This window comes from Stenotrophomonas maltophilia (assembly GCF_013464485.1).
Classification (GTDB): domain Bacteria; phylum Pseudomonadota; class Gammaproteobacteria; order Xanthomonadales; family Xanthomonadaceae; genus Stenotrophomonas; species Stenotrophomonas maltophilia_AW.
Genome location: NZ_RAUX01000016.1, coordinates 63,910 through 82,340, shown reverse-complemented (window position 1 = coordinate 82,340; position 18,431 = coordinate 63,910). Strand labels below are relative to the sequence as shown.

Annotated in this window: 15 protein-coding genes; 5 read left to right on the top strand and 10 right to left on the bottom strand. The window is 66.1% G+C overall.

Annotated elements, in window-relative coordinates; genetic code table 11:
• Positions 1-15: 15 nt before the first annotated feature.
• The 3 genes from D7Y61_RS07935 to D7Y61_RS07925 are packed head-to-tail and all read left to right on the top strand — an operon-like array spanning position 16 to position 7,312.
• Positions 16-1,182 carry an MdtA/MuxA family multidrug efflux RND transporter periplasmic adaptor subunit gene (locus D7Y61_RS07935; protein ID WP_180865815.1) on the top strand — a complete coding sequence of 389 codons (1,167 nt, stop codon included), beginning with the start codon at positions 16-18 and terminating at the stop codon, positions 1,180-1,182.
• Positions 1,179-4,256 carry a multidrug efflux RND transporter permease subunit gene (locus tag D7Y61_RS07930; protein ID WP_180865814.1) on the top strand — a complete coding sequence of 1,026 codons (3,078 nt, stop codon included), beginning with the start codon at positions 1,179-1,181 and terminating at the stop codon, positions 4,254-4,256. The genes D7Y61_RS07935 and D7Y61_RS07930 overlap by 4 nt, the downstream gene beginning before the upstream one ends.
• A complete protein-coding gene (locus D7Y61_RS07925; RefSeq protein WP_345776228.1) occupies positions 4,253-7,312 on the top strand; it encodes an efflux RND transporter permease subunit in 3,060 nt (1,019 codons plus the stop codon). Before D7Y61_RS07930 ends, D7Y61_RS07925 begins: the two co-directional genes overlap by 4 nt.
• A gap of 47 nt (positions 7,313-7,359) precedes the next feature.
• Here D7Y61_RS07925 and D7Y61_RS07920 read toward each other — a convergent pair whose 3' ends face one another.
• From D7Y61_RS07920 to D7Y61_RS07885, 8 genes are all read right to left on the bottom strand, one after another.
• Entirely contained in the window at positions 7,360-7,671 is a 312-nt protein-coding gene (locus D7Y61_RS07920) for a DUF5076 domain-containing protein (protein WP_180865813.1), read from the bottom strand.
• A 211-nt stretch (positions 7,672-7,882) separates the two neighbouring features.
• Positions 7,883-8,956, bottom strand: coding sequence for a 3-deoxy-7-phosphoheptulonate synthase (locus D7Y61_RS07915; RefSeq protein WP_180865812.1), 1,074 nt, complete (start codon positions 8,954-8,956; stop codon positions 7,883-7,885).
• Positions 8,957-9,251: 295 nt separating this feature from the next.
• Entirely contained in the window at positions 9,252-9,509 is a 258-nt protein-coding gene (locus D7Y61_RS07910; protein ID WP_180865811.1) for a hypothetical protein, read from the bottom strand.
• A 90-nt stretch (positions 9,510-9,599) separates the two neighbouring features.
• Positions 9,600-9,938, bottom strand: a complete 339-nt coding sequence (locus D7Y61_RS07905; RefSeq protein WP_180865810.1) for a DUF6616 family protein — start codon at positions 9,936-9,938, stop codon at positions 9,600-9,602.
• A 55-nt stretch (positions 9,939-9,993) separates the two neighbouring features.
• Positions 9,994-10,734, bottom strand: a complete 741-nt coding sequence (locus D7Y61_RS07900; protein ID WP_180865809.1) for a DNA alkylation repair protein — start codon at positions 10,732-10,734, stop codon at positions 9,994-9,996.
• The gene (locus D7Y61_RS07895) at positions 10,731-11,231 is read right to left on the bottom strand and encodes a MarR family winged helix-turn-helix transcriptional regulator (protein WP_180865808.1); all 501 of its coding nucleotides are present in this window, start codon (positions 11,229-11,231) and stop codon (positions 10,731-10,733) included. The genes D7Y61_RS07900 and D7Y61_RS07895 overlap by 4 nt, the downstream gene beginning before the upstream one ends.
• Positions 11,232-11,286: 55 nt before the next feature.
• Positions 11,287-12,315, bottom strand: a complete 1,029-nt coding sequence (locus D7Y61_RS07890) for an LLM class oxidoreductase (protein WP_180865807.1) — start codon at positions 12,313-12,315, stop codon at positions 11,287-11,289.
• 13 nt (positions 12,316-12,328) lie between these two features.
• Positions 12,329-12,964, bottom strand: coding sequence for a glutathione S-transferase family protein (locus D7Y61_RS07885; RefSeq protein ID WP_180865806.1), 636 nt, complete (start codon positions 12,962-12,964; stop codon positions 12,329-12,331).
• Positions 12,965-13,388: 424 nt separating this feature from the next.
• Here D7Y61_RS07885 and D7Y61_RS07880 point away from each other — a divergent pair, with 424 nt between their 5' ends.
• Positions 13,389-14,135, top strand: coding sequence for a LysR substrate-binding domain-containing protein (locus D7Y61_RS07880; protein WP_345776227.1), 747 nt, complete (start codon positions 13,389-13,391; stop codon positions 14,133-14,135).
• Between the two features lie 111 nt (positions 14,136-14,246).
• Here the strand turns inward: D7Y61_RS07880 and groL are convergent, their stop codons facing one another.
• Both groL and D7Y61_RS07870 read right to left on the bottom strand, forming a co-directional pair.
• The gene (gene groL / locus D7Y61_RS07875) at positions 14,247-15,896 is read right to left on the bottom strand and encodes a chaperonin GroEL (protein ID WP_180865805.1); all 1,650 of its coding nucleotides are present in this window, start codon (positions 15,894-15,896) and stop codon (positions 14,247-14,249) included.
• 83 nt (positions 15,897-15,979) lie between these two features.
• On the bottom strand, positions 15,980-16,267 hold the full coding sequence (locus tag D7Y61_RS07870) for a co-chaperone GroES (protein ID WP_006396661.1): 288 nt from the start codon (positions 16,265-16,267) through the stop codon (positions 15,980-15,982).
• Between the two features lie 356 nt (positions 16,268-16,623).
• On the opposite strand from D7Y61_RS07870, the gene D7Y61_RS07865 reads away from it, so the two are divergent.
• Positions 16,624-18,414: an endonuclease gene (locus D7Y61_RS07865; protein ID WP_180865804.1), complete on the top strand. Its 1,791-nt coding sequence runs from the start codon at positions 16,624-16,626 to the stop codon at positions 18,412-18,414.
• Positions 18,415-18,431: the final 17 nt, after the last annotated feature.

Genomic DNA, 18,431 nt, shown 5'->3' with positions numbered 1-18,431 from the left:
GGCGCAGGATGCCCCATGTCTGTCGCCGAAAATTCCCGCTTCCGTCGTGCCCGCCTGTTGTGGGTGATGCTGGCCCTCGCCTTGGTTGCCCTTCTGGCGTGGTGGTGGTGGCCTCGGGATGGTACCGACAGCAGCGAAGACGCGCCGGGCAAAACGGTACCGGTACGCGTGGCGCGCGCCAGCGCCGAGCCGCTGGTGCTGCGTCTCAAGGCTGTCGGCACCGTCACTCCCCTGCACAGCGTGGTGGTGCGCAGCCGCGTGGATGGCGAGCTGATGCGCCTGCACTTCCAGGAGGGCCAGCAGGTGAAGGCCGGCGACCTGCTGGCGCAGATCGACCCACGTCCGTATGAGGTGAAGCTGGCTCAGGCCCAGGGCACCCAACAACAGAACCTGGCCGAACTGGAGAACGCCGAACGCCAGTTGCAGCGTTACCGCGAACTGCAGCGCCAGCACTTCGTGTCCGCACAGGAACTGAGCGACCAGCAGAGCAAGGTGCGCCAGCTGCAGGGCCGGCGCATCAGCGACCAGGCCGCAGTGGACGAGGCACGGCTGCAGCTGCAGTACACCCGCATCACTGCGCCGGTCAGCGGCCGTGTCGGCCTGCGTCGGCTGGACGTCGGCAACCTGGTGCGTGCCAGCGATGCCGAAGGCCTGGTGACGCTGGCGCAGACCGCGCCGATCAGCGTGCTGTTCACCGTGCCCGAACCCGAGCTGCCCGCGCTGCTCGATGCCGTGCAGGCGCAACCGGCACTGGCAGTGGAAACATGGGACCGCGAGGAACGTCGGCAGCTGGCGCGCGGTACGCTCGCCAGCGTCGACAACCGCATCGACAACACCACAGGCACCCTGAAGCTGCGTGCGCACTTCGACAACCACGATCTGGCGCTGTTCCCCAACCAGTTCGTCAACGTACGCCTGCAACTGGGCGAGCAGCCTGCACTGCTGATTCCCGATGCCGCCGTGCAGTTCGGCAGCCAGGGCAACTACGTGCATGTCGTCGGCAGGGACAACAAGGCGCAGCGCCGCAACGTGGTGCTTGGGCCTGCCGATGACGGCCGCGTAACCGTGCGTTCGGGCTTGGCCGCGGGCGACCAGGTGGTGATCGAAGGCATCGACGGACTGGAAAACGGTACGGCGGTTGAGATCATCGCCGGGGAGGCTGCGAGCAAGGCCGGCGCATGAACCTCTCGCGCCCGTTCATCCTGAGGCCGGTGGCCACTACGCTGCTGATGGCAGCGCTGCTGTTGTCCGGCGTTCTGGCCTATCGCCTGCTGCCCGTGGCTGCGCTGCCGCAGGTTGACTATCCGATCATCCAGATCACCACGTTGTACCCCGGCGCCAGCCCGGAACTGACCACGCGCACCATCACCGCGCCGCTGGAGCGCCAGCTCGGCCAGATTCCCGGGCTGAAGCAGTTGTCGTCGACCAGCTCCGGTGGCGCGTCGGTGATCACCCTGCAGTTCGGGCTGGAGGTGTCGCTGGGTGTGGCCGAACAGGACGTGCAGGCCGCGATCAACGCCGCCGGTAGTTTCCTGCCCGGAGACCTGCCAGTGCCACCGGTCTACCGCAAGGTCAATCCGGCCGATACGCCGATCCTGACCTTGGCGGTGACCTCTCAGGGCCTGTCGCTGCCACAGGTGCATGACCTGGTGGATACGCGCATCGCGCAGCGCCTGGCGCAGCTGCCGGGCGTCGGCCTGGTCAGCCTGGCCGGTGGCCAGCGCCCTGCAGTACGCATCCAGGTCAATCCAGCGGCGCTGGCCGCCAACGGCCTGGGCATGGACCACGTCCGCACCGCCATCGCCGCGGCCAACGTCAACCTGCCCAAGGGCAGTTTCGATGGCCCGATCCGCGCGGTGATGCTCGATGCCAACGATCAGATGCGCAGCGTGGATGAGTACCGTGCCCTGGTACTGGCCTGGCGCGATGGTGCGCCTCTGCGGCTGGGTGACGTGGCCACCATCACCGATGGCGCCGAGAACCGCCAGTTGGCCGCCTGGAGCGGCACCACGCCGGCGGTGCTGGTGAACATCCAGCGCCAGCCCGGCGCGAATGTGATCGCCGTGGTCGAACAGGTACGCACGCTGCTGCCACAGCTGCAGGCCACGCTGCCCGCTGGCGTGCAGATGGCCGTGCTGAGCGACCGCACCGAATCGATCCGCGCGTCGGTGCGCGGCGTACAGAAGGAACTGGTGCTGGCCATCGGCCTGGTGGTGCTGGTCACGTGGGTGTTCCTGCGCAACCTGCCGGCCACACTCATTCCCAGCGTGGCGGTACCACTGTCGCTGATCGGCACCTTCGCGGTGATGCTGCTGGCCGGCTATTCGCTCAACAACCTGACGCTGATGGCGCTGACCATCGCCACCGGCTTCGTGGTGGACGATGCCATCGTGATGCTGGAGAACATCGCCCGCCATCTGGAGGAAGGTGAAAGCCCACGCGAGGCCGCGCTGAAAGGTGCAGCCGAGATCGGCTTCACCCTGGTATCGCTGACTATTTCGCTGATCGCGGTGCTGATTCCGCTGCTGTTCATGGCCGATCTGGTGGGCGCGCTGTTCCATGAGTTCGCGGTGACATTGGCGGTAGCCATCGGCATTTCGCTGCTGGTCTCGCTGACGCTGACGCCGATGCTGTGCGCGCGGTTCCTGAAGCCGCATGCGAAGACCGCGCATGCGCCCGATGTCTTCGACCGCATCATCGCCCTCTACGACCGCCAGCTGCGCTGGGTACTTCAGCGCCAGCCGCTGATGCTGCTGGCTACGGTCGCCACGCTGGCGCTCACGGTTGCGCTGTACTTCGCGGTGCCCAAGGGCTTCTTCCCGGTGCAGGATGCCGGCCTGGTCCAGGGCATCAGCGAAGCGCCCCAGGCCATCTCGTTCCAGGCCATGCGCGAGCGCCAGCAGGCGTTGGCCGCCGCCATCGAGCAGGACCCTGCCGTGGCCAGCGTCTCCTCCTATATCGGCGTGGACGGCAACAACGCCACGCTCAACACCGGACGCCTGCTGATCGAGCTGAAGCCACACGCCGACCGGGATGGCGCGGCGGTGGTGATGGCACGCCTGCAGCAGCGCGTATCGAAGATTCCTGGCATCACCCTGTACCTGCAACCAGTGCAGGAGCTGGGCATCGAAGACCGCATCAGCCGCACCCAGTACCAGTTCACCCTGACCACGCCGGATCTTGAAACTCTTGAGCGCTGGACCCCGAAACTGCTGCAGGCGCTGCGCCAGCAACCGGCGCTTCGCGATGTGGCCAGCGATCTGCAGATGCAGGGCCGGCAGGCACGTGTGAACATCGACCGCGACGCCGCGGCGCGCCTGGGCGTAAGTGTTGAAGCGGTGGCCGACGCGCTGTACGACGCCTACGGGCAGCGGCAGATCTCCACCATCTTCACCCAGGCCAGCCAGTACCGCGTGGTGCTGGAAGCCGATCCTTCACGGCAGCCCGGGCCGGACGCGATCACGGGCCTGCGTGTGCGCAGCGGCAGCGGGCAGACCGTGCCCCTGGGTGCGGTGGCGCGCGTGGACCTGGGTCCGACCGCCCTGCTGCGCAACCATGTCGGCCAGTTCCCGGCGGCCACGCTGTCGTTCAACCTCGCACCGGGCGCGTCGCTGGGCGAAGCGGTGGAGGCTGTGCAGGCCGCACGCACGCAGGTCAGCCTGCCTGAAAGCATCGAACTGCGCCTGCAGGGCGCCGCAGCAGCGTTCAGCAGTTCGCTGTCCTCCACGCTGTGGCTGATCCTGGCCGCGGTGGTGGTGATGTACATCGTGCTGGGTGTGCTCTACGAGAGCTTCATCCATCCTGTCACCATCCTGTCCACCCTGCCCTCGGCCACGGTGGGCGCGCTGGCGGCATTGTGGGTGAGCGGGCGCAGCCTGGACCTGATCGCGGTGATCGGCATCGTGCTGCTGATCGGCCTGGTGAAGAAGAACGCGATCATGATGATCGACTTCGCACTGGACGCGCAGCGTACGCGCGGCATGACCCCGCGCGAGGCGATCCACCAGGCCGCGCTGCTGCGCTTCCGGCCGATCCTGATGACCACGCTGGCCGCACTGTTCGGTGCCGTTCCTCTGATGCTGGCCAGTGGTTCCGGTGCCGAACTGCGGCAACCGCTGGGCTGGGTGATGGTGGGGGGGCTGCTGGTCAGCCAGGTACTGACCCTGTTCACCACGCCAGTGATCTACCTCGCCTTCGACCGCCTGCAGCGCGGCCGTGCGGCCACAATTACCGCCGCTGAAGAGGCCAGCGCGTGACCCCTGTGGAGCGACTGGCGCAGGCCTGCGTGCAGCGGCCGGTGGCCACAATCCTGTTGGCGATCGCGCTGGTGCTGGCGGGCCTGCTGGCGCTGCGGCTGCTGCCCGTGGCACCGCTGCCACAGGTGGATTACCCGGCCATCGAAGTCAGTGCCAGCCTGCCCGGTGCCTCGCCCGAATCGATGGCGGCCACCGTCGCAACGCCGCTCGAACGTGCGCTCGGCAGCCTGCCCGGCATCTCGCGCATCGATTCGGCCAGCACCCAGGGCCAGACCTCGGTGGAGCTGAAGTTCGTGCTCGGCCGCGATGTCGACGAAGCCGCGCGCGAAGTGCAGGCCGCCATCAATCTCGCGCGTGGCCAGTTGCCCAGTGGCATGCCCGGCATGCCGCAGTACCGCAAGGTCAATCCCTCACAGGCACCGATCCTGGCGCTGGCGCTGACCTCGGACACCTTGTCGCCCGGCCAACTGTACGACCTGGCCTCCACCGTGCTGGCGCAGAAACTGTCGCAGGTACCGGGCGTGGGCGAAGTGCAGGTCGGCGGTAGTGCATTGCCCGCCGTGCGTGTATCGCTGGACCCGAATGCACTGAACCATGCAGGCCTGGCGCTTGAGGACGTGGCCCAGGCCATCGCACGCGCCAATGCGGTGCGCCCGCTGGGCGCAGTGGGGGACGCTCGCCAGCAATGGCAGCTGGAAGCGCCGCTGCAGCTGCGCCAGGCCGTGCAGTACCGCGAACTTGCATTGAAGGTCAGCGACGACCGCACGCTGCGGCTGGGCGATGTCGCCGCCGTTGCCGATGGCGTGGAGGACCGCTACGCCAGCGGCTTCCACAACGATCGCCCTGCCGTGCTGCTGATCGTCAGCCGCCAGCCTGGTGCCAACATCATCGCCACCGTCGATGCCATCCAGGCCCAGCTGCCGCAATTGCAGGCACTGCTGCCCTCCAGCGTTGACATGCGCCTGGTGATGGACCGCTCGCCGGTGATCCGCGCCACGCTGCACGAAGCGGAGATGACGCTGGTACTGGCCATCGTGCTGGTGGTGCTGGTGGTGCTGGGCTTCCTCGGTCACTGGCGTGCGGCGCTGGTGCCAAGCGTGGCGATACCGGTGGTGCTGTTCGGTACCCTCGCGCTGATCGCGCTGATGGGCTTTTCGCTCAACACGCTCTCGCTGATGGCACTGATCGTTGCCGCCGTGCTGGTGGTGGACGATGCGATCGTGGTGCTGGAGAACATCGCGCGCCACCGCGAACTGGGCGCCGACCGCTGGCAGGCGGCCGTGCGTGGTGCCTCGGAAGTGGGAGCAACGCTGCTGTCGATGAACCTGGCGCTGGCGGTGGTGTTCATCTCCATCCTGTTCCTGGACGACTTCGTCGAACGCCTGTTCCGCGAATTTTCGCTGACCCTGGTAGCAGCGATGGCAGTATCGGTACTGATCGCACTGAGCCTGGTTCCGACGCTGTGCGCACGGTTGTTCGTGGACGACACACGGCAGCCATCGGCCTGGCAGCGCGGCAGCAACGCACTGTTCGAGCGCGTGCGCGGGGCCTACCTGCGCACCCTGCAGGCCAGCCTGCGCCGGTTGCGCTGGCCGTTGCTGGCCTTCGTTGCGGTCATCGCGCTCAACGCCTGGCTGTTCCAGCAGGTACCCAAGGGCGTCGTGCCCAAGCAGGACACCGCTCAGCTGCGTGGCTTTGCCCGGGGTGACGACGGGCTGTCGTTCCAGGCCATGCAACCGAAGATCGACGCGTACCGGAAACTGTTGCTGTCCGACCCGGCCATCGAGGACATCATCGGCTACATCGGTGGCAGCAACGGGGTCAACAACGCCTTCATCATGATCAAGATGAAGCCGCTGGCCGAACGCAAGGTCTCCAGCCAGCAGGTGATCGATCGCCTGCGCGCGCGGCTCCCGAAGCTGCCCGGCGGCAATCTCTATCTGTGGGTGGACCAGGACATCCGCCTGGAAGGCGCCGGCAGCAGCGGCAAGTACGAATTCCAGCTGTTCGCGGCCGATACCGCGCCCCTGCGCGAATGGGCACCGAAGGTCGCCGCCGTACTGCGCGGCCTGCCCGAGCTGGTGGACGTGGAAGCACAGGGCGAGGCGGGCATGCGCCAGGTAGTGCTGAACATCGACCGCAAAGCGGCCGCGCGGCATGGCGTGGACCTGCGCACCGTCGCCAGCATGCTCAACAACTCCTTCAGCCAACGCCAGGTTGCCACCCTGTACGACAGCCTCAACCAGTACCGGGTGGTGATGGAGCTGGACCCGAAACACACCCAGGACCCGGGCACGCTGGCGCGGCTGCAGGTGATCGATGGCGACGGCCGACGCATTCCGCTGTCGAGCATTGCCAGCTGGCGCTACGGCATGGCGCCGGACCGGGTTCATCACAGCGAACAGTTCGCCTCGATCTGGATCGAGTTCGCGCTGGCGCCGGGCGTGGGGCTGGAACAGGCAACGCAGGCGATCGATGGCGCGATGGCGAAACTGATGCTGCCGCGTTCGGTCCAGGGAAAACTGTCCGGTGAGGCCGGCGGGTTGGAGCAACTGCGTTCTCGCCAGCTGTGGCTGGTGCTGGGCGCCACGCTGGCGGTGTACCTGGTGCTGGGCATCCTCTACGAGAGCTTCCTGCAGCCGCTGGTGATTCTGTCCACCCTGCCGTCGGCCGGTGTTGGCGCGCTGCTGGCGTTGTGGCTGTTCGGCAACGAACTGAACCTGATCGCCCTGCTCGGCCTGTTCCTGCTGGTGGGCGTGGTGATGAAGAACACCATCCTGCTGGTGGACTTCGCGCTGGCCGGAGAGCGGCGTGGCCTGACTGCACAGGACGCCGTGATGGACGCGGCGCGGTTGCGCCTGCGGCCGATCCTGATGACCTCGCTGGCGGCGCTGCTGGGCACGCTGCCTCTGATGCTGACCAACGGCGAAGGCTGGGAGCTGCGGCAGCCGTTGGGTATCGCAATCGTGGGCGGATTGCTGGTCAGCCAGTGGTTGACGTTGTACACGACACCGGCGATGTATCTGGCGTTGGCGAGGATGAGGGCAAAGCGGTGAATGCGGGCGGTTCATCCACGCATGGCGTGGATCTACTGTAGACCGGATCAGTGGCGCACGGCGAACCCGCCGGACCGGCCGCTGGAGGGGGCCTGCAGCTCCTCATTGAACGCCGCTTTGATGGCCTTGATGGCAACGTCCCGGTCCGTGCCCTGGCTGACAGCCAGCGCATCGGCCACGTGCTGGGCAACATCGGCGAGGATGCGTCCCCAGGCACGTTCTTCCTGGATGTCGGGACGATCCTCATACAGCCCCATCTTCAATGAAGCATGCAGCCCGCGTTCGGCGATCCACACGCGGATCATTTCGATCGAGGATTCGTCGCGTTGTGCAGCGTCAGGGATGATCAGTTCGTTCATTGCGGCAGCGGCAGGGACAGGTTGCCGCATTGTGGCCCACATCCACGCATGGCGTGGATCTACTGCCACCCCGGCGATGTACCTGGCGCTGTCGCTCATGCGCAGCGCCAGGCGCATCGCCGGTGCAGATGGGCCGGTCTCCAACTCCGACCGGCCCTGATCGCGGCCGCACCCCCGCAGGCGCTGGCCGCCATCCACACACGTGCCGCACTCAAGCGGCTTCGGACACCTTCACGTCGCGACGGGCGCGCACGGCCTCGGCCAGTCGCTCCAGCACCGTCACGGTGGTGTCCCAGTCGATGCAGCCATCGGTGATGCTCTGGCCGTAGACCAGCGGCTGGCCTTCCACCAGTTCCTGCCGGCCACCGACCAGATGGCTCTCGATCATCACACCGACGATGCGCTGTTCACCGTCTTCCAACTGAACGGCGATGTCCTCGATCACCTTCGGCTGATTCTCCGGGTTCTTCAGGCTGTTGGCATGGCTGGCGTCGATCATCAGGCGGGTCGGCAGCTTGACTTTGGCCAGCGCCTGGCAGGCCTCGGCGACGCTGCCCGCATCGTAGTTCGGCTGCTTGCCGCCGCGCAGGATCACATGGCAATCCGGGTTGCCAGTGGTCGACACGATGGCGGTGCCGCCCTGCTTGGTGACCGACAGGAAGTGATGCGGATTGGAGGCCGCACCCACTGCGTCGGCGGCGATCTTCACGTTGCCATCGGTGCCGTTCTTGAAGCCAACCGGGCACGACAGCCCCGAGGCCAGCTCGCGGTGCACCTGGCTCTCGGTGGTGCGTGCACCGATCGCGCCCCATGCAACCAGATCGGCGATGTACTGCGGCGAGATCACGTCAAGGAACTCGACACCGGCCGGCAGGCCGAGCTTGTTGATGTCGCGCAGCAGGCCGCGGGCGATGCGCAGGCCCTTGTCGATCCTGAAGCTTCCGTCCAGGTCCGGATCGTTGATCAGGCCCTTCCAGCCCACCGTGGTGCGCGGCTTCTCGAAGTACACACGCATGACGATTTCCAGCTCGCCAGCCAACGCGTCGCGCAGCGGCTTCAGGCGCTGGGCGTACTCGATGGCGGCCTTCGGGTCGTGGATCGAGCACGGGCCCACCACCACTGCCAGGCGGTCGTCGCGGCCGTGCAGGATCTGGTGCAGGGCCGCGCGCGAGGCGCTGACGGTGTCGGAGGCTTCATCGTCACAGGGCAGCATCGCCAGCAGCTGGGCAGGCGGTGTCAGCGGTTCGATGGTGCGGATACGCAGGTCGTCGGTGTGCGGGGGCATTGCGGGAGATCTCCGGAACGTTGGGGGTCCCCAGCGTGGCGGCATGAAAAAAGCCGCCAGGTTCGCTGGCGGCTTTCGGGAATGCGTCTGAAGCTTTCTTCAGGGTGAGCGCAGTCCTTCCTCCGCCAGTGGCTTCGGAAAGTAATACCAGTAAAAGCTGGTGGGGGCTGCGTTCATGGGATCTATTGATAGCACAGCTTCTGCGCTGTGCAAAATGTTTCATCCGCAACTGGGGACGCGGTTCAGCGAGGTGCGCGCCTGAGCCATCCATGCGGCGCCAGGCACGCGAAGTCGCTCATCTGCCATGCACTTCCACGTCCAGCAGCAGGCCTTCGTGGATGTCGGCCCAGCGCTCCAGCACGCACCCCAGTTCCTGCCGGGCCTCATCCAGCTGCTCGGGATTGAGCAGGGAACGGGCGGTGTAGAGGTCGGACACCAGCCGCCGCAGGAGCGGTTCCGGGATCGCCACCGACGGCCCTTCCACCTGCGGCAGCTGCAGCGCCGGGGTGTCGCCAAGCGGACCGTACAGCGTTACCTGGAGCGTGCTCTGCATGATCGACTTCCGTGCGGATGGACAGGGGCAATGCACTGTTTACCGTGTTCGGGTGACAGGCGCATGTGCCATGCGCCTCCGGAGGCGCTGCTATAAGGCAGCCAGGTCGGCCAGATGCTGGGCCATGCTGTCCATCGCGCCTACCGCATGCGTGGTGGTGAAGTACTCATGCCAGCCGGTAGCGGCAATGCCCGCCACCAGCGCATCGGCCTCCTCGCGGCCTGCGCAGCGCCAGACCGCATAGAACTGCTCATCGCTGCCGTGCGGTACGTCCGTGGCAATGCGGCCCATCGCCAGCGGCGTGGTGCGGGCTGGATCGAACTGCTGCATGCCGGCGCCGATTCGGGCGAAGAAGGCATTCCGCTGCTCGGGCGGAAGTGTGGTCCAGGCGGGCGTGGCGGTATAGAGCTCGATGAAGGTGTGCGACATGGTGGTTCTTCCTTGAGGTTTACGAGGTTGCGGGGTTGCCGGCCMGCGGCCGGCACTACCGGAGCGAGCGCAGTGCGCGTTTTCGGATGTAGGCGTTGGCGTCGCTGTGGCGCTCGTGCTGCCAACGAATGCACAGCTCGCGCAGCCACTGCGGCTGTGTCTTGCCGGCGTCATTGAGCCAGTTGCCGACAGAATCCTGCACATAGCGTTCCGGGTCGTCAGCCAGCGCTTCCAGCAACGCGGATGCATGCTCCGGGTGCTGCTTGAACAGCGTGATATGCGTGGCCCAGACGCCACGTGGGCGCAGCGCCTCGCAAGCGAAGCGACGCAGGTACGGCGATGCTTCCTGTGTCCACGGTTGAAGGCACTCAAGCGCCTGCATCGGTGCCGCAACGATGTCTGTGCGTAGCGCCAGCCACGCCCATTCGCGCACACCGAAGTGTGGGTCATCGGCCAGCGTGCGCATCTGCTGCAGCTTCTCTGCCAACGTTGCACGGGCATCGCTGCCGATCAGGTAGCAGGCCCATCCGCGCACGGTATCGGAGCTGTGATGCTGCCAGGGCGCAGGCGCGCCCTGCCCCGCCTCACGCAGCAGCTGCGCAGCCAGGGCCATGCGCAGCGTGATGCCCTTGGCTGAGGCATCCTGCATGCGTTGCAGCGCTTCCGGTGCAAGCGCAGGTGCCACCGCCTGCAGCAGCGCAGCGAAATCCACCGCCAGGCATTCGGCCAGATGGGTGGCGGGGGCACGGCCGGTGTTGAGTGCATGCAGGCGTTCCGCCGCGATCGCCGGGCTCATGCTGCAGGCTCTCGTCCAGCATCGGTGTGCTGCCAGACCTTGTGCAGCAATCGTGCCAGCTGCTGCTGTTCATCGGAGTCCAGACCATTGAACAGGCCACCGATCCACTGCGTGTGCTGGTCGAACAGCGTCTCGGCCAAGCGCCTACCCGGTCCGGTCAGTACGATCTGCAGGCGGCGGCCATCCTCGGCATCGCAGCGACGCTGCAGCAGCCCTTCGCGCTGCAGGCCATCGAGCAGGCCGCTGATGGTGGCGCGGGCCACGCCTGCGCGCTCGGCCAGCACGTGGGGCGGCAACGTGCCGCCGGCCCCATGCAACAGGAACAGCACGATGAAGCGACCCTCACTGAGCCCGTGTGGTGCCAGCCGGGTAGCGCAGTCGCGATCGATAGACGAGGACAACGAGAGCAGCTGGAAGCACAGGCGCAGCAGCGCGATGTTGGCGTGACCGCGTCGCTGCGCCTCATCCAGCAGGGCATGGTGCTTGGCTTCGATCATCTCGCGGAGAACATATGATTAGGCACCTAATCATATTTCATCCAGGTGACGGTGACTACCAGTCCATCGCCTTCGGCGCCGGCCCCGGATGCGACGGGAACAACGGCAGCACCTCTTCGGCCAGCTCCTGCAGCACATCACCGGCAGGACGCTCGGCGAACTGGATACCCAACGCCGCGTGATTCACACCCGCACGTTGCCATGCCTGCAGCAGGTCGATCAGGCCCTTGCGGCCGGTGCGCAGGGTATGGCCCCCTTGCAGCGGCGTGCGTGGATGTTCCGGGTCCTCCACCAGGTCGATCCATTCGTTGGTCATGTGCGGACGGAAGCCCGCTTCCGGGATCTGCGCGCGCCAGGCACGGATCTTCGCGGCCAGCCGCTGCGGGCCGGCCGCGTCGTGGGTGGCCTCGGGATAGGTCAGCCAGCCATCGGCATGCTGACCGATCCATTCCAGCGACTGGCGCGCACCGCCGGTGACGATCAGCGGAACACGGCCACTGACTGTAGGCGGCAGCAGCTGCACGCCCTGCTCTGCCCCGGCATGCGTCATCCGCCCATCCGTGCCCGGCTGCAGCCAACGGCGCATCTCGTTCATTGCGGTGGCGAAACGCTCTCCGCGTGCCGCGTGCTCCAGTCCATAGGTCGGGAACTCCAGCGGTCGATCACCGGACGCCACACCCATCACCAGTCGCCCACCGGACAGCTGATCGATCGATGCCGCCGCCTTGGCGAGATCAATCGGGTGGCGCAGGGGCAGTACCACGCTGCCGGTGGCCAGGGCGACGCGCTGCGTGCGCGCCGCCAGCCACGCAAGGTAGGTGAACGGGTCGAACAACTGGCCTGCATCACCGAACATCCGGTCGAACAGCGGCACGTCGCGCACCCATACCGCGGCAAAGCCGTGGCGATCGATCTGCTCCACCCACCGCGCCTGACCCTGCAGCACGCTCATGTCGCCCTGGTAGAAACGCAACGGCAGGTAGATGCCCAGGGTCAGTGCATCGGCACGGAACATGCGCTGGTAGCCGGGATGCGTGGCAAAGGTGGACGCCGACGCGCCAGGCATCGCAATGGAATCATTCATCAGCATGGCCTCCTTACGGACCGGTGGCCGGTTCGGGCAGCTGCACGCCACGCTGGACCGCAGGACGTGCAGCAACCCGCGCGTACCACGCATCCAGATGGCGATGCCGCGAAAAGTCGATGTCGATGATGCGGGCGATATGCAGCCAGCCGAAGTGAGCGATATCGGCGATCGAGTAGTGATTGCCAGCCAACCACTTACGCCCCTGCAGGCGCTGGTCGAGTACGGCGAACAGGTCGTCGCTCAGGCGGCGGTAGCGTTCGATCGCCGTAGTGTCCGGTGCTTGCGCGAAATGCTCGAAATGCACGCGCTGGCCGAGGATCGGGCCGACGCTGGCCGCATGGAACATCAGCCAGGTCAGCGTCTCCCAGCGTGCAGCTGGTTCGGAAGGCAGCAACGCATTGCCCTGTTCGGCCAGGTACATCAGGATCGCCGCCGATTCGAAAACAACGATGCCGCGCGCACGATCCTCCAGCACAGGAATGCGCCCATGCGGATTGAGCTGCAGGAAACCGGGATGGCGATGTTCGCCATCTACGATGCGTACGTGATGCAGGCGATAGGGAAGACCCAGCTCTTCCAGTGCGATGGTGGCCTTGAAGCCATTGGGTGAACTGTCGGAATACAGATGCAGCGAAGGTTCGTTCATGGGATTCCTGGACGGCGATGAGCGACGACACGCACCGGTCTTCAATGAAACTGACCGGGCGATGCGGAAACGGGCGCTGCAGCAGCCGTGCAACCAGTCTAGGAAGCGCTGGCGCGGGAGGGAAACGATGTCTCCTGCATGGGAAGTTGAGCGCAGCTCAACGTGAGCGGCAGGCGCGCGACAGCCTGCAGCACGCTCGATATGCTGTCGCGGCGCGGCGCGTGCCGACGCGGCTACAGGAGAATGGACATGGGTGCGGTACTGCCGCTGCTGGGCCTGCGGGCCTTCGTTGAAACCGGCCGCCATGGCAGCCTGACCGCTGCCGCCGAAGCGATGGGGTCACGCCCGGTGCGATCAGCCAACAACTGCGGCAACTGCAGGAACGGCTGGGTGGAGTCTGTTCGACCGCACCCGGCATGGCGTGGTGCTCAGTGCCGCAGGCGCTCGCGTATACCCGGAACTGCTGCAGGCCTTCGATAAGATCTCGCACAGCGTGCAGACCCTGGAGCGCTGGGAAACGCGGCGCACGCTGCACATCAGCGCGGCACCAAGCTTCGCCGCACAGTGGTTGGCGCCGCGATTGGGCGCGTTCAGTGCGTTGCATCCGCAGGTAGACGTGCAGCTGGACTCGAGCGCGGCGCTGGTCGACCTGCGCCGCGAGGGAGTAGACATCGCCATCCGCCACGGCCTGGGCCGCTACCCGGGGCTGCACGCTGAGCACCTGATGGCACCCGTGCTGCTGCCGGTGGCCAGTCCAGCGTTGTTGGCCGGCACACCGACGGTCAGCTCGGTACAGGATTGCCTGCAGCTGCCCTTGTTGCAGGACGCCGACCGCAGTGACTGGCGGCTGTGGTTCCAGGCACTGGATCTGCCCATCGATGAACGACTGGAGCGCGGCCCCGCTTTCGATGACGACCTGTTGCTGATCCGCGCAGCGGTGGCCGGGCAAGGTATCGCTCCGGTGCGCGACATCCATGCGGCCGAAGAGTTGGCCAATGGCCGGTTGCAGGTGGTGATAGACCGGCCCTGGCCACAGGCCTTCGCCTACTACGCGGTGACGCGTGCGGACTGCGAATCCAACGCTGCGATACCTGCTTTCATGACCTGGTTGCATGCAGCACTGATGACGCCGCAGGAAGCAGGCACACACGCCTCGCGGGACGCAGGATGAGCCGCTCGGAAAGCGATGCCATTGCAGGGCGCTGTGTCGCTGCGGCGGCAACCGGCCACAAAAAAACCCCGCCGTGCGGCGGGGTTTTTCATTACGGGGTGAAGCGGGGACTTAGAAGTCCATGCCGCCCATGCCACCCATGCCGCCCATGCCACCGGCGCCACCCATGGCCGGCTCGTCCTTCTTCGGAGCTTCGGCAACCATGGCTTCGGTGGTGATCATCAGGCCAGCGATCGAGGCAGCGTTCTGCAGGGCCGAACGGGTCACCTTGGTCGGGTCCAGGATGCCGAACTGCAGCATGTCGCCGAACTCGCCGGTGGCGGCGTTGTAGCCGAAGCTGCCGGTGCCTTCCTTGACCTTGTTGATGATGACCGACGGTTCTTCACCGGCGTTGGAGACGATTTCGCGCAGCGGGGCTTCCATCGCACGCAGGGCGATCTGGATGCCGTGGTTCTGGTCTTCGTTGGCACCCTTCAAGCCGGCCAGTGCGGTGACCGCACGGACCAGGGCAACGCCACCGCCCGGGACCACGCCTTCTTCAACGGCTGCACGGGTGGCGTGCAGGGCGTCGTCGACGCGATCCTTCTTTTCCTTCATTTCGATTTCGGTCGAAGCACCGACCTTGATCACGGCAACGCCGCCGGCCAGCTTGGCCACGCGTTCCTGCAGCTTCTCGCGATCGTAATCGGAGGAGGTGTCCTGGATCTGGGTCTTGATCTGGCCGACACGTGCGTCGACGGCAGCCTTGTCACCCACGCCATCGATGATGGTGGTGTTTTCCTTGGACACCTGCACCTTCTTGGCGCGACCCAGGTCCTTGATGGTGGCCTTTTCCAGCGACAGGCCCACTTCTTCGGAGATCACGGTGCCGCCGGTCAGCACGGCCATGTCTTCCAGCATCGCCTTGCGACGGTCGCCGAAACCCGGAGCCTTGACGGCCACGACCTTGACGATGCCACGGATGGTGTTGACCACCAGGGTGGCCAGCGCTTCGCCTTCGACTTCTTCGGCAACGATCAGCAGCGGCTTGCCGGCCTTGGCGACGCCTTCCAGCACCGGCAGCAGGTCACGCACGTTGGAGATCTTCTTGTCGTGCAGCAGGATGAACGGGTCATCCAGATCAGCGGTCTGCGACTGCTGGTTGTTGATGAAGTACGGGGACAGGTAGCCGCGGTCGAACTGCATGCCCTTGACCACGTCCAGCTCGTTGTCCAGGCCCGAGCCTTCTTCAACGGTGATCACGCCTTCCTTGCCGACTTCCTTCATCGCGTCGGCGATGATCTGGCCGATCGACTCGTCCGAGTTGGCCGAGATGGTGCCGACCTGGGCAATGGCCTTGTCGTCGGCGGTCGGCTTGGAGATGTTCTTCAGCTCGGCAACGGCGGCCACGACGGCCTTGTCGATACCGCGCTTGAGGTCCATCGGGTTCATGCCGGCGGCCACGGCCTTGGCGCCTTCGCGGATCAGGGCCTGGGCCAGCACAGTGGCGGTGGTGGTGCCGTCGCCAGCGTCGTCGTTGGTGCGGGAAGCAACTTCCTTCACCATCTGCGCGCCCATGTTCTCGAACTTGTCAGCCAGTTCGATTTCCTTGGCGACGGACACGCCGTCCTTGGTGATGGTCGGCGCGCCGAAGCTCTTTTCCAGCACGACATTGCGGCCCTTCGGGCCCAGGGTGGCCTTGACGGCATTGGCGAGAACGTTGACGCCGCGCACCATGCGCGAACGGGCGTCTTCACCGAAACGAATATCCTTGGCAGCCATTGCAGTTACCTCATTGGTAGCGCCGGGCCAGGCCCGGCGGCTGGGTGTTTGGAATCAGGGGATGAAGCAGGTCGCGCCGAGGCTCAGCCGATGACGGCGAGCACGTCGTCTTCGCGCAGGACCTTGTACTCGACGCCTTCGCTCTTGTACGAGCTGCCGGCGTACTGGCCGTAGATGACCTTGTCGCCAACCTTCAGCGACGGCGCACGCACGCTGCCGTTGTCCAGCGGCTTGCCCGGACCGACGGCCACGACTTCACCCTTGGTGGACTTTTCCTTGGCCGAATCCGGAATGACGATGCCACCGGCGGAGATTTCGTCGGCTTCGATCGGCTTGACCACAACGCGGTCGTGCAGCGGCTTGATGCTCATGAGAGACCTCTTAAGTTATTGATTGGTCTGAAAAAGTCTGGCGATGTTAGCACTCACCCCAGGTGACTGCCAGCATTGCTCGCGAAAAAGCCCGACGAATCGGGAGCAGGACAGAGATGGAGCTGGCCCCGGACCTTTCAAGGCCGCTCGCAGAAAAAATTTCGTCGGGGCCACGCCTGCACGGGGGGCCTTGCATGAAGACGTTCAGTCCGGTGAAACGCGTCTTTCGCTTTCCTGCGCCCTCGACTTTTGGTGACCCGTGTCGCACTGTCAGATATCTGACGTTCATTTACGACAAAGTGTCACTGGATCGGCCTTAGGCTCGGCCGCGCATTCCCAATCACAAGGAGTTGTCGATGCGATTGCTGTCCCCGCTTGCCGCCGCCTGCCTGCTGGCGCTGGCCGCCGCGCCGGCCCAGGCCGAGGTCTTCATCAACGAACTGCACTACGACGACAGCACCGCCGCCGGTGACGTCGGCGAAGCGATCGAAGTCGTAGCCACCGCCGGTGAGGACCTGTCCGGCTATCGGCTTTACCTCTACAACGGCAGCAATCCTTCCGCCGCCACGGTCTACGCCAACAACCCGGTCCCGGCCGGCACCGCCGCCAGCTGCGGCAGCGCCACCCTGGCCGTGGTCAGCTACCCGACCAACGGCCTCCAGAACGGCCCGAACGACGGCATCGCGCTGGTCGATGCCAACGGCAAGGTGGTCCAGTTCCTCAGCTACGAGGGCGCCATCACCGCCTCCGGTGGCCCTGCCGCCGGCATGACCAGCCAGAACATTCCGGTGGCCGAGACCAACAGCACGGCGCCAGGCACCTCGCTGCAGCTGACCGGCAGCGGCAGCCAGTACGCCCACTTCACCTGGGCCGAGTCTGCCGGGCAGACGTTCGGCCGCTGCAACAACGGCCAGACCTTCAGCGGCGGTGGCACCCCGGGCCCGAACACCCCGCCGTCGGTGTCCACCACCACCCCGGCACAGGGCAGCAGCACCTTCCCGGCCGCGGCCGATCTGGAAGTGGTGTTCAGCGAAACCGTGAACCTGGCCAGTGGTGCCTTCGCGCTGAGCTGCGGCACTTCCGGCAGCGTGCCGCTGACCTTCCCCGCCAGCGGGCGCAGCGTGAAGCTGTCCACCAACACCGCGCTGGTGGCCGGTGAAGCCTGCCGCTTCGACATCCGCGCCGCGCGCATCACCGACCTGCAGGGCGCACACCCGGCCGCCGACAGCCGTATCGCGTTCACCGTGGCCAGCACCGGCGGCAATCCGGACCCCGGCAACCCCGGCGTGCCGGCCGGTTACTACTCCAAGGTCAACACCAGCAGCCCCAGCCAGCTGCGCTGCTCGCTGCACGCCACCATCAAGGGCCACACCGCCTACCCATACAGCGGCTCGGGCACCAGCACCTGGACCATCCTGGAGATCGCCGACGAAGACCCGAACAACAGCGGCAGGATCCTGGATGCGTACCGCAACCGGAGCTACGCCAAGGTGACCGACCGCGCCGGCAGCGGCGGCGGCCTGAAGTACAACCGCGAGCACACCTGGCCGAACTCGCTGGGTTTTGCCAGCACCACCGGTGACAAGGGCCTGCCGTACGCGCCGTACACCGACACCCACATGCTGTACCTGACCGACGCGCAGTGGAACGCCGACCGTGGCAACAAGCCCTTCGGCAAGTGCGATGCCAGCTGCGGCGAGCGTGCCACCGAGGCCAACAACGGCCAGGGCGGGGGCAGCGGCGGTTATCCGGGCAACTCCAACTGGGTGCGCACGCCGGACGGCAACACCGGCACCTTCGAGGTGTGGGGCAAGCGCAAGGGCGACATGGCGCGTGCGGTGCTGTACATGGCGATCCGCTACGAGGGCGGCAAGGACGCGGCCACCGGCCAGTCCGAGCCGGACCTGGAGCTGACCGACGACCGCAGCAAAATCGTCAAGACCAGCAGCTCGCCGGCCTACATGGGCCTGCTGTCGACGCTGATCGACTGGCACCTGTCCGACCCGCCGGATGATGCCGAGCGTGCGCGCAATGACGTGATCTACAGCTTCCAGGGCAACCGCAACCCGTTCATCGACCACCCCGAGTGGGCGACCCCGGGCCTGTTCACCTCGGCCAAGCCGGCGACCTGCCAGCTGGCCAACTAACCGCGCAACGCAGCGGT

Excerpts from the sequence above, each read along its gene's own strand:
- D7Y61_RS07915 (WP_180865812.1), bottom strand. The coding sequence starts at position 8,956 with ATGCCCCCGCACACCGACGACCTGCGTATCCGCACCATCGAACCGCTG.
- D7Y61_RS07930 (WP_180865814.1), top strand. The coding sequence starts at position 1,179 with ATGAACCTCTCGCGCCCGTTCATCCTGAGGCCGGTGGCCACTACGCTG.
- D7Y61_RS07865 (WP_180865804.1), top strand. The coding sequence starts at position 16,624 with ATGCGATTGCTGTCCCCGCTTGCCGCCGCCTGCCTGCTGGCGCTGGCC.
- D7Y61_RS07885 (WP_180865806.1), bottom strand. The coding sequence starts at position 12,964 with ATGAACGAACCTTCGCTGCATCTGTATTCCGACAGTTCACCCAATGGC.
- D7Y61_RS07910 (WP_180865811.1), bottom strand. The coding sequence starts at position 9,509 with ATGCAGAGCACGCTCCAGGTAACGCTGTACGGTCCGCTTGGCGACACC.
- D7Y61_RS07870 (WP_006396661.1), bottom strand. The coding sequence starts at position 16,267 with ATGAGCATCAAGCCGCTGCACGACCGCGTTGTGGTCAAGCCGATCGAA.
- D7Y61_RS07890 (WP_180865807.1), bottom strand. The coding sequence starts at position 12,315 with ATGAATGATTCCATTGCGATGCCTGGCGCGTCGGCGTCCACCTTTGCC.
- D7Y61_RS07935 (WP_180865815.1), top strand. The coding sequence starts at position 16 with ATGTCTGTCGCCGAAAATTCCCGCTTCCGTCGTGCCCGCCTGTTGTGG.
- D7Y61_RS07905 (WP_180865810.1), bottom strand. The coding sequence starts at position 9,938 with ATGTCGCACACCTTCATCGAGCTCTATACCGCCACGCCCGCCTGGACC.
- groL (WP_180865805.1), bottom strand. The coding sequence starts at position 15,896 with ATGGCTGCCAAGGATATTCGTTTCGGTGAAGACGCCCGTTCGCGCATG.
- D7Y61_RS07895 (WP_180865808.1), bottom strand. The coding sequence starts at position 11,231 with ATGATCGAAGCCAAGCACCATGCCCTGCTGGATGAGGCGCAGCGACGC.
- D7Y61_RS07920 (WP_180865813.1), bottom strand. The coding sequence starts at position 7,671 with ATGAACGAACTGATCATCCCTGACGCTGCACAACGCGACGAATCCTCG.
- D7Y61_RS07900 (WP_180865809.1), bottom strand. The coding sequence starts at position 10,734 with ATGAGCCCGGCGATCGCGGCGGAACGCCTGCATGCACTCAACACCGGC.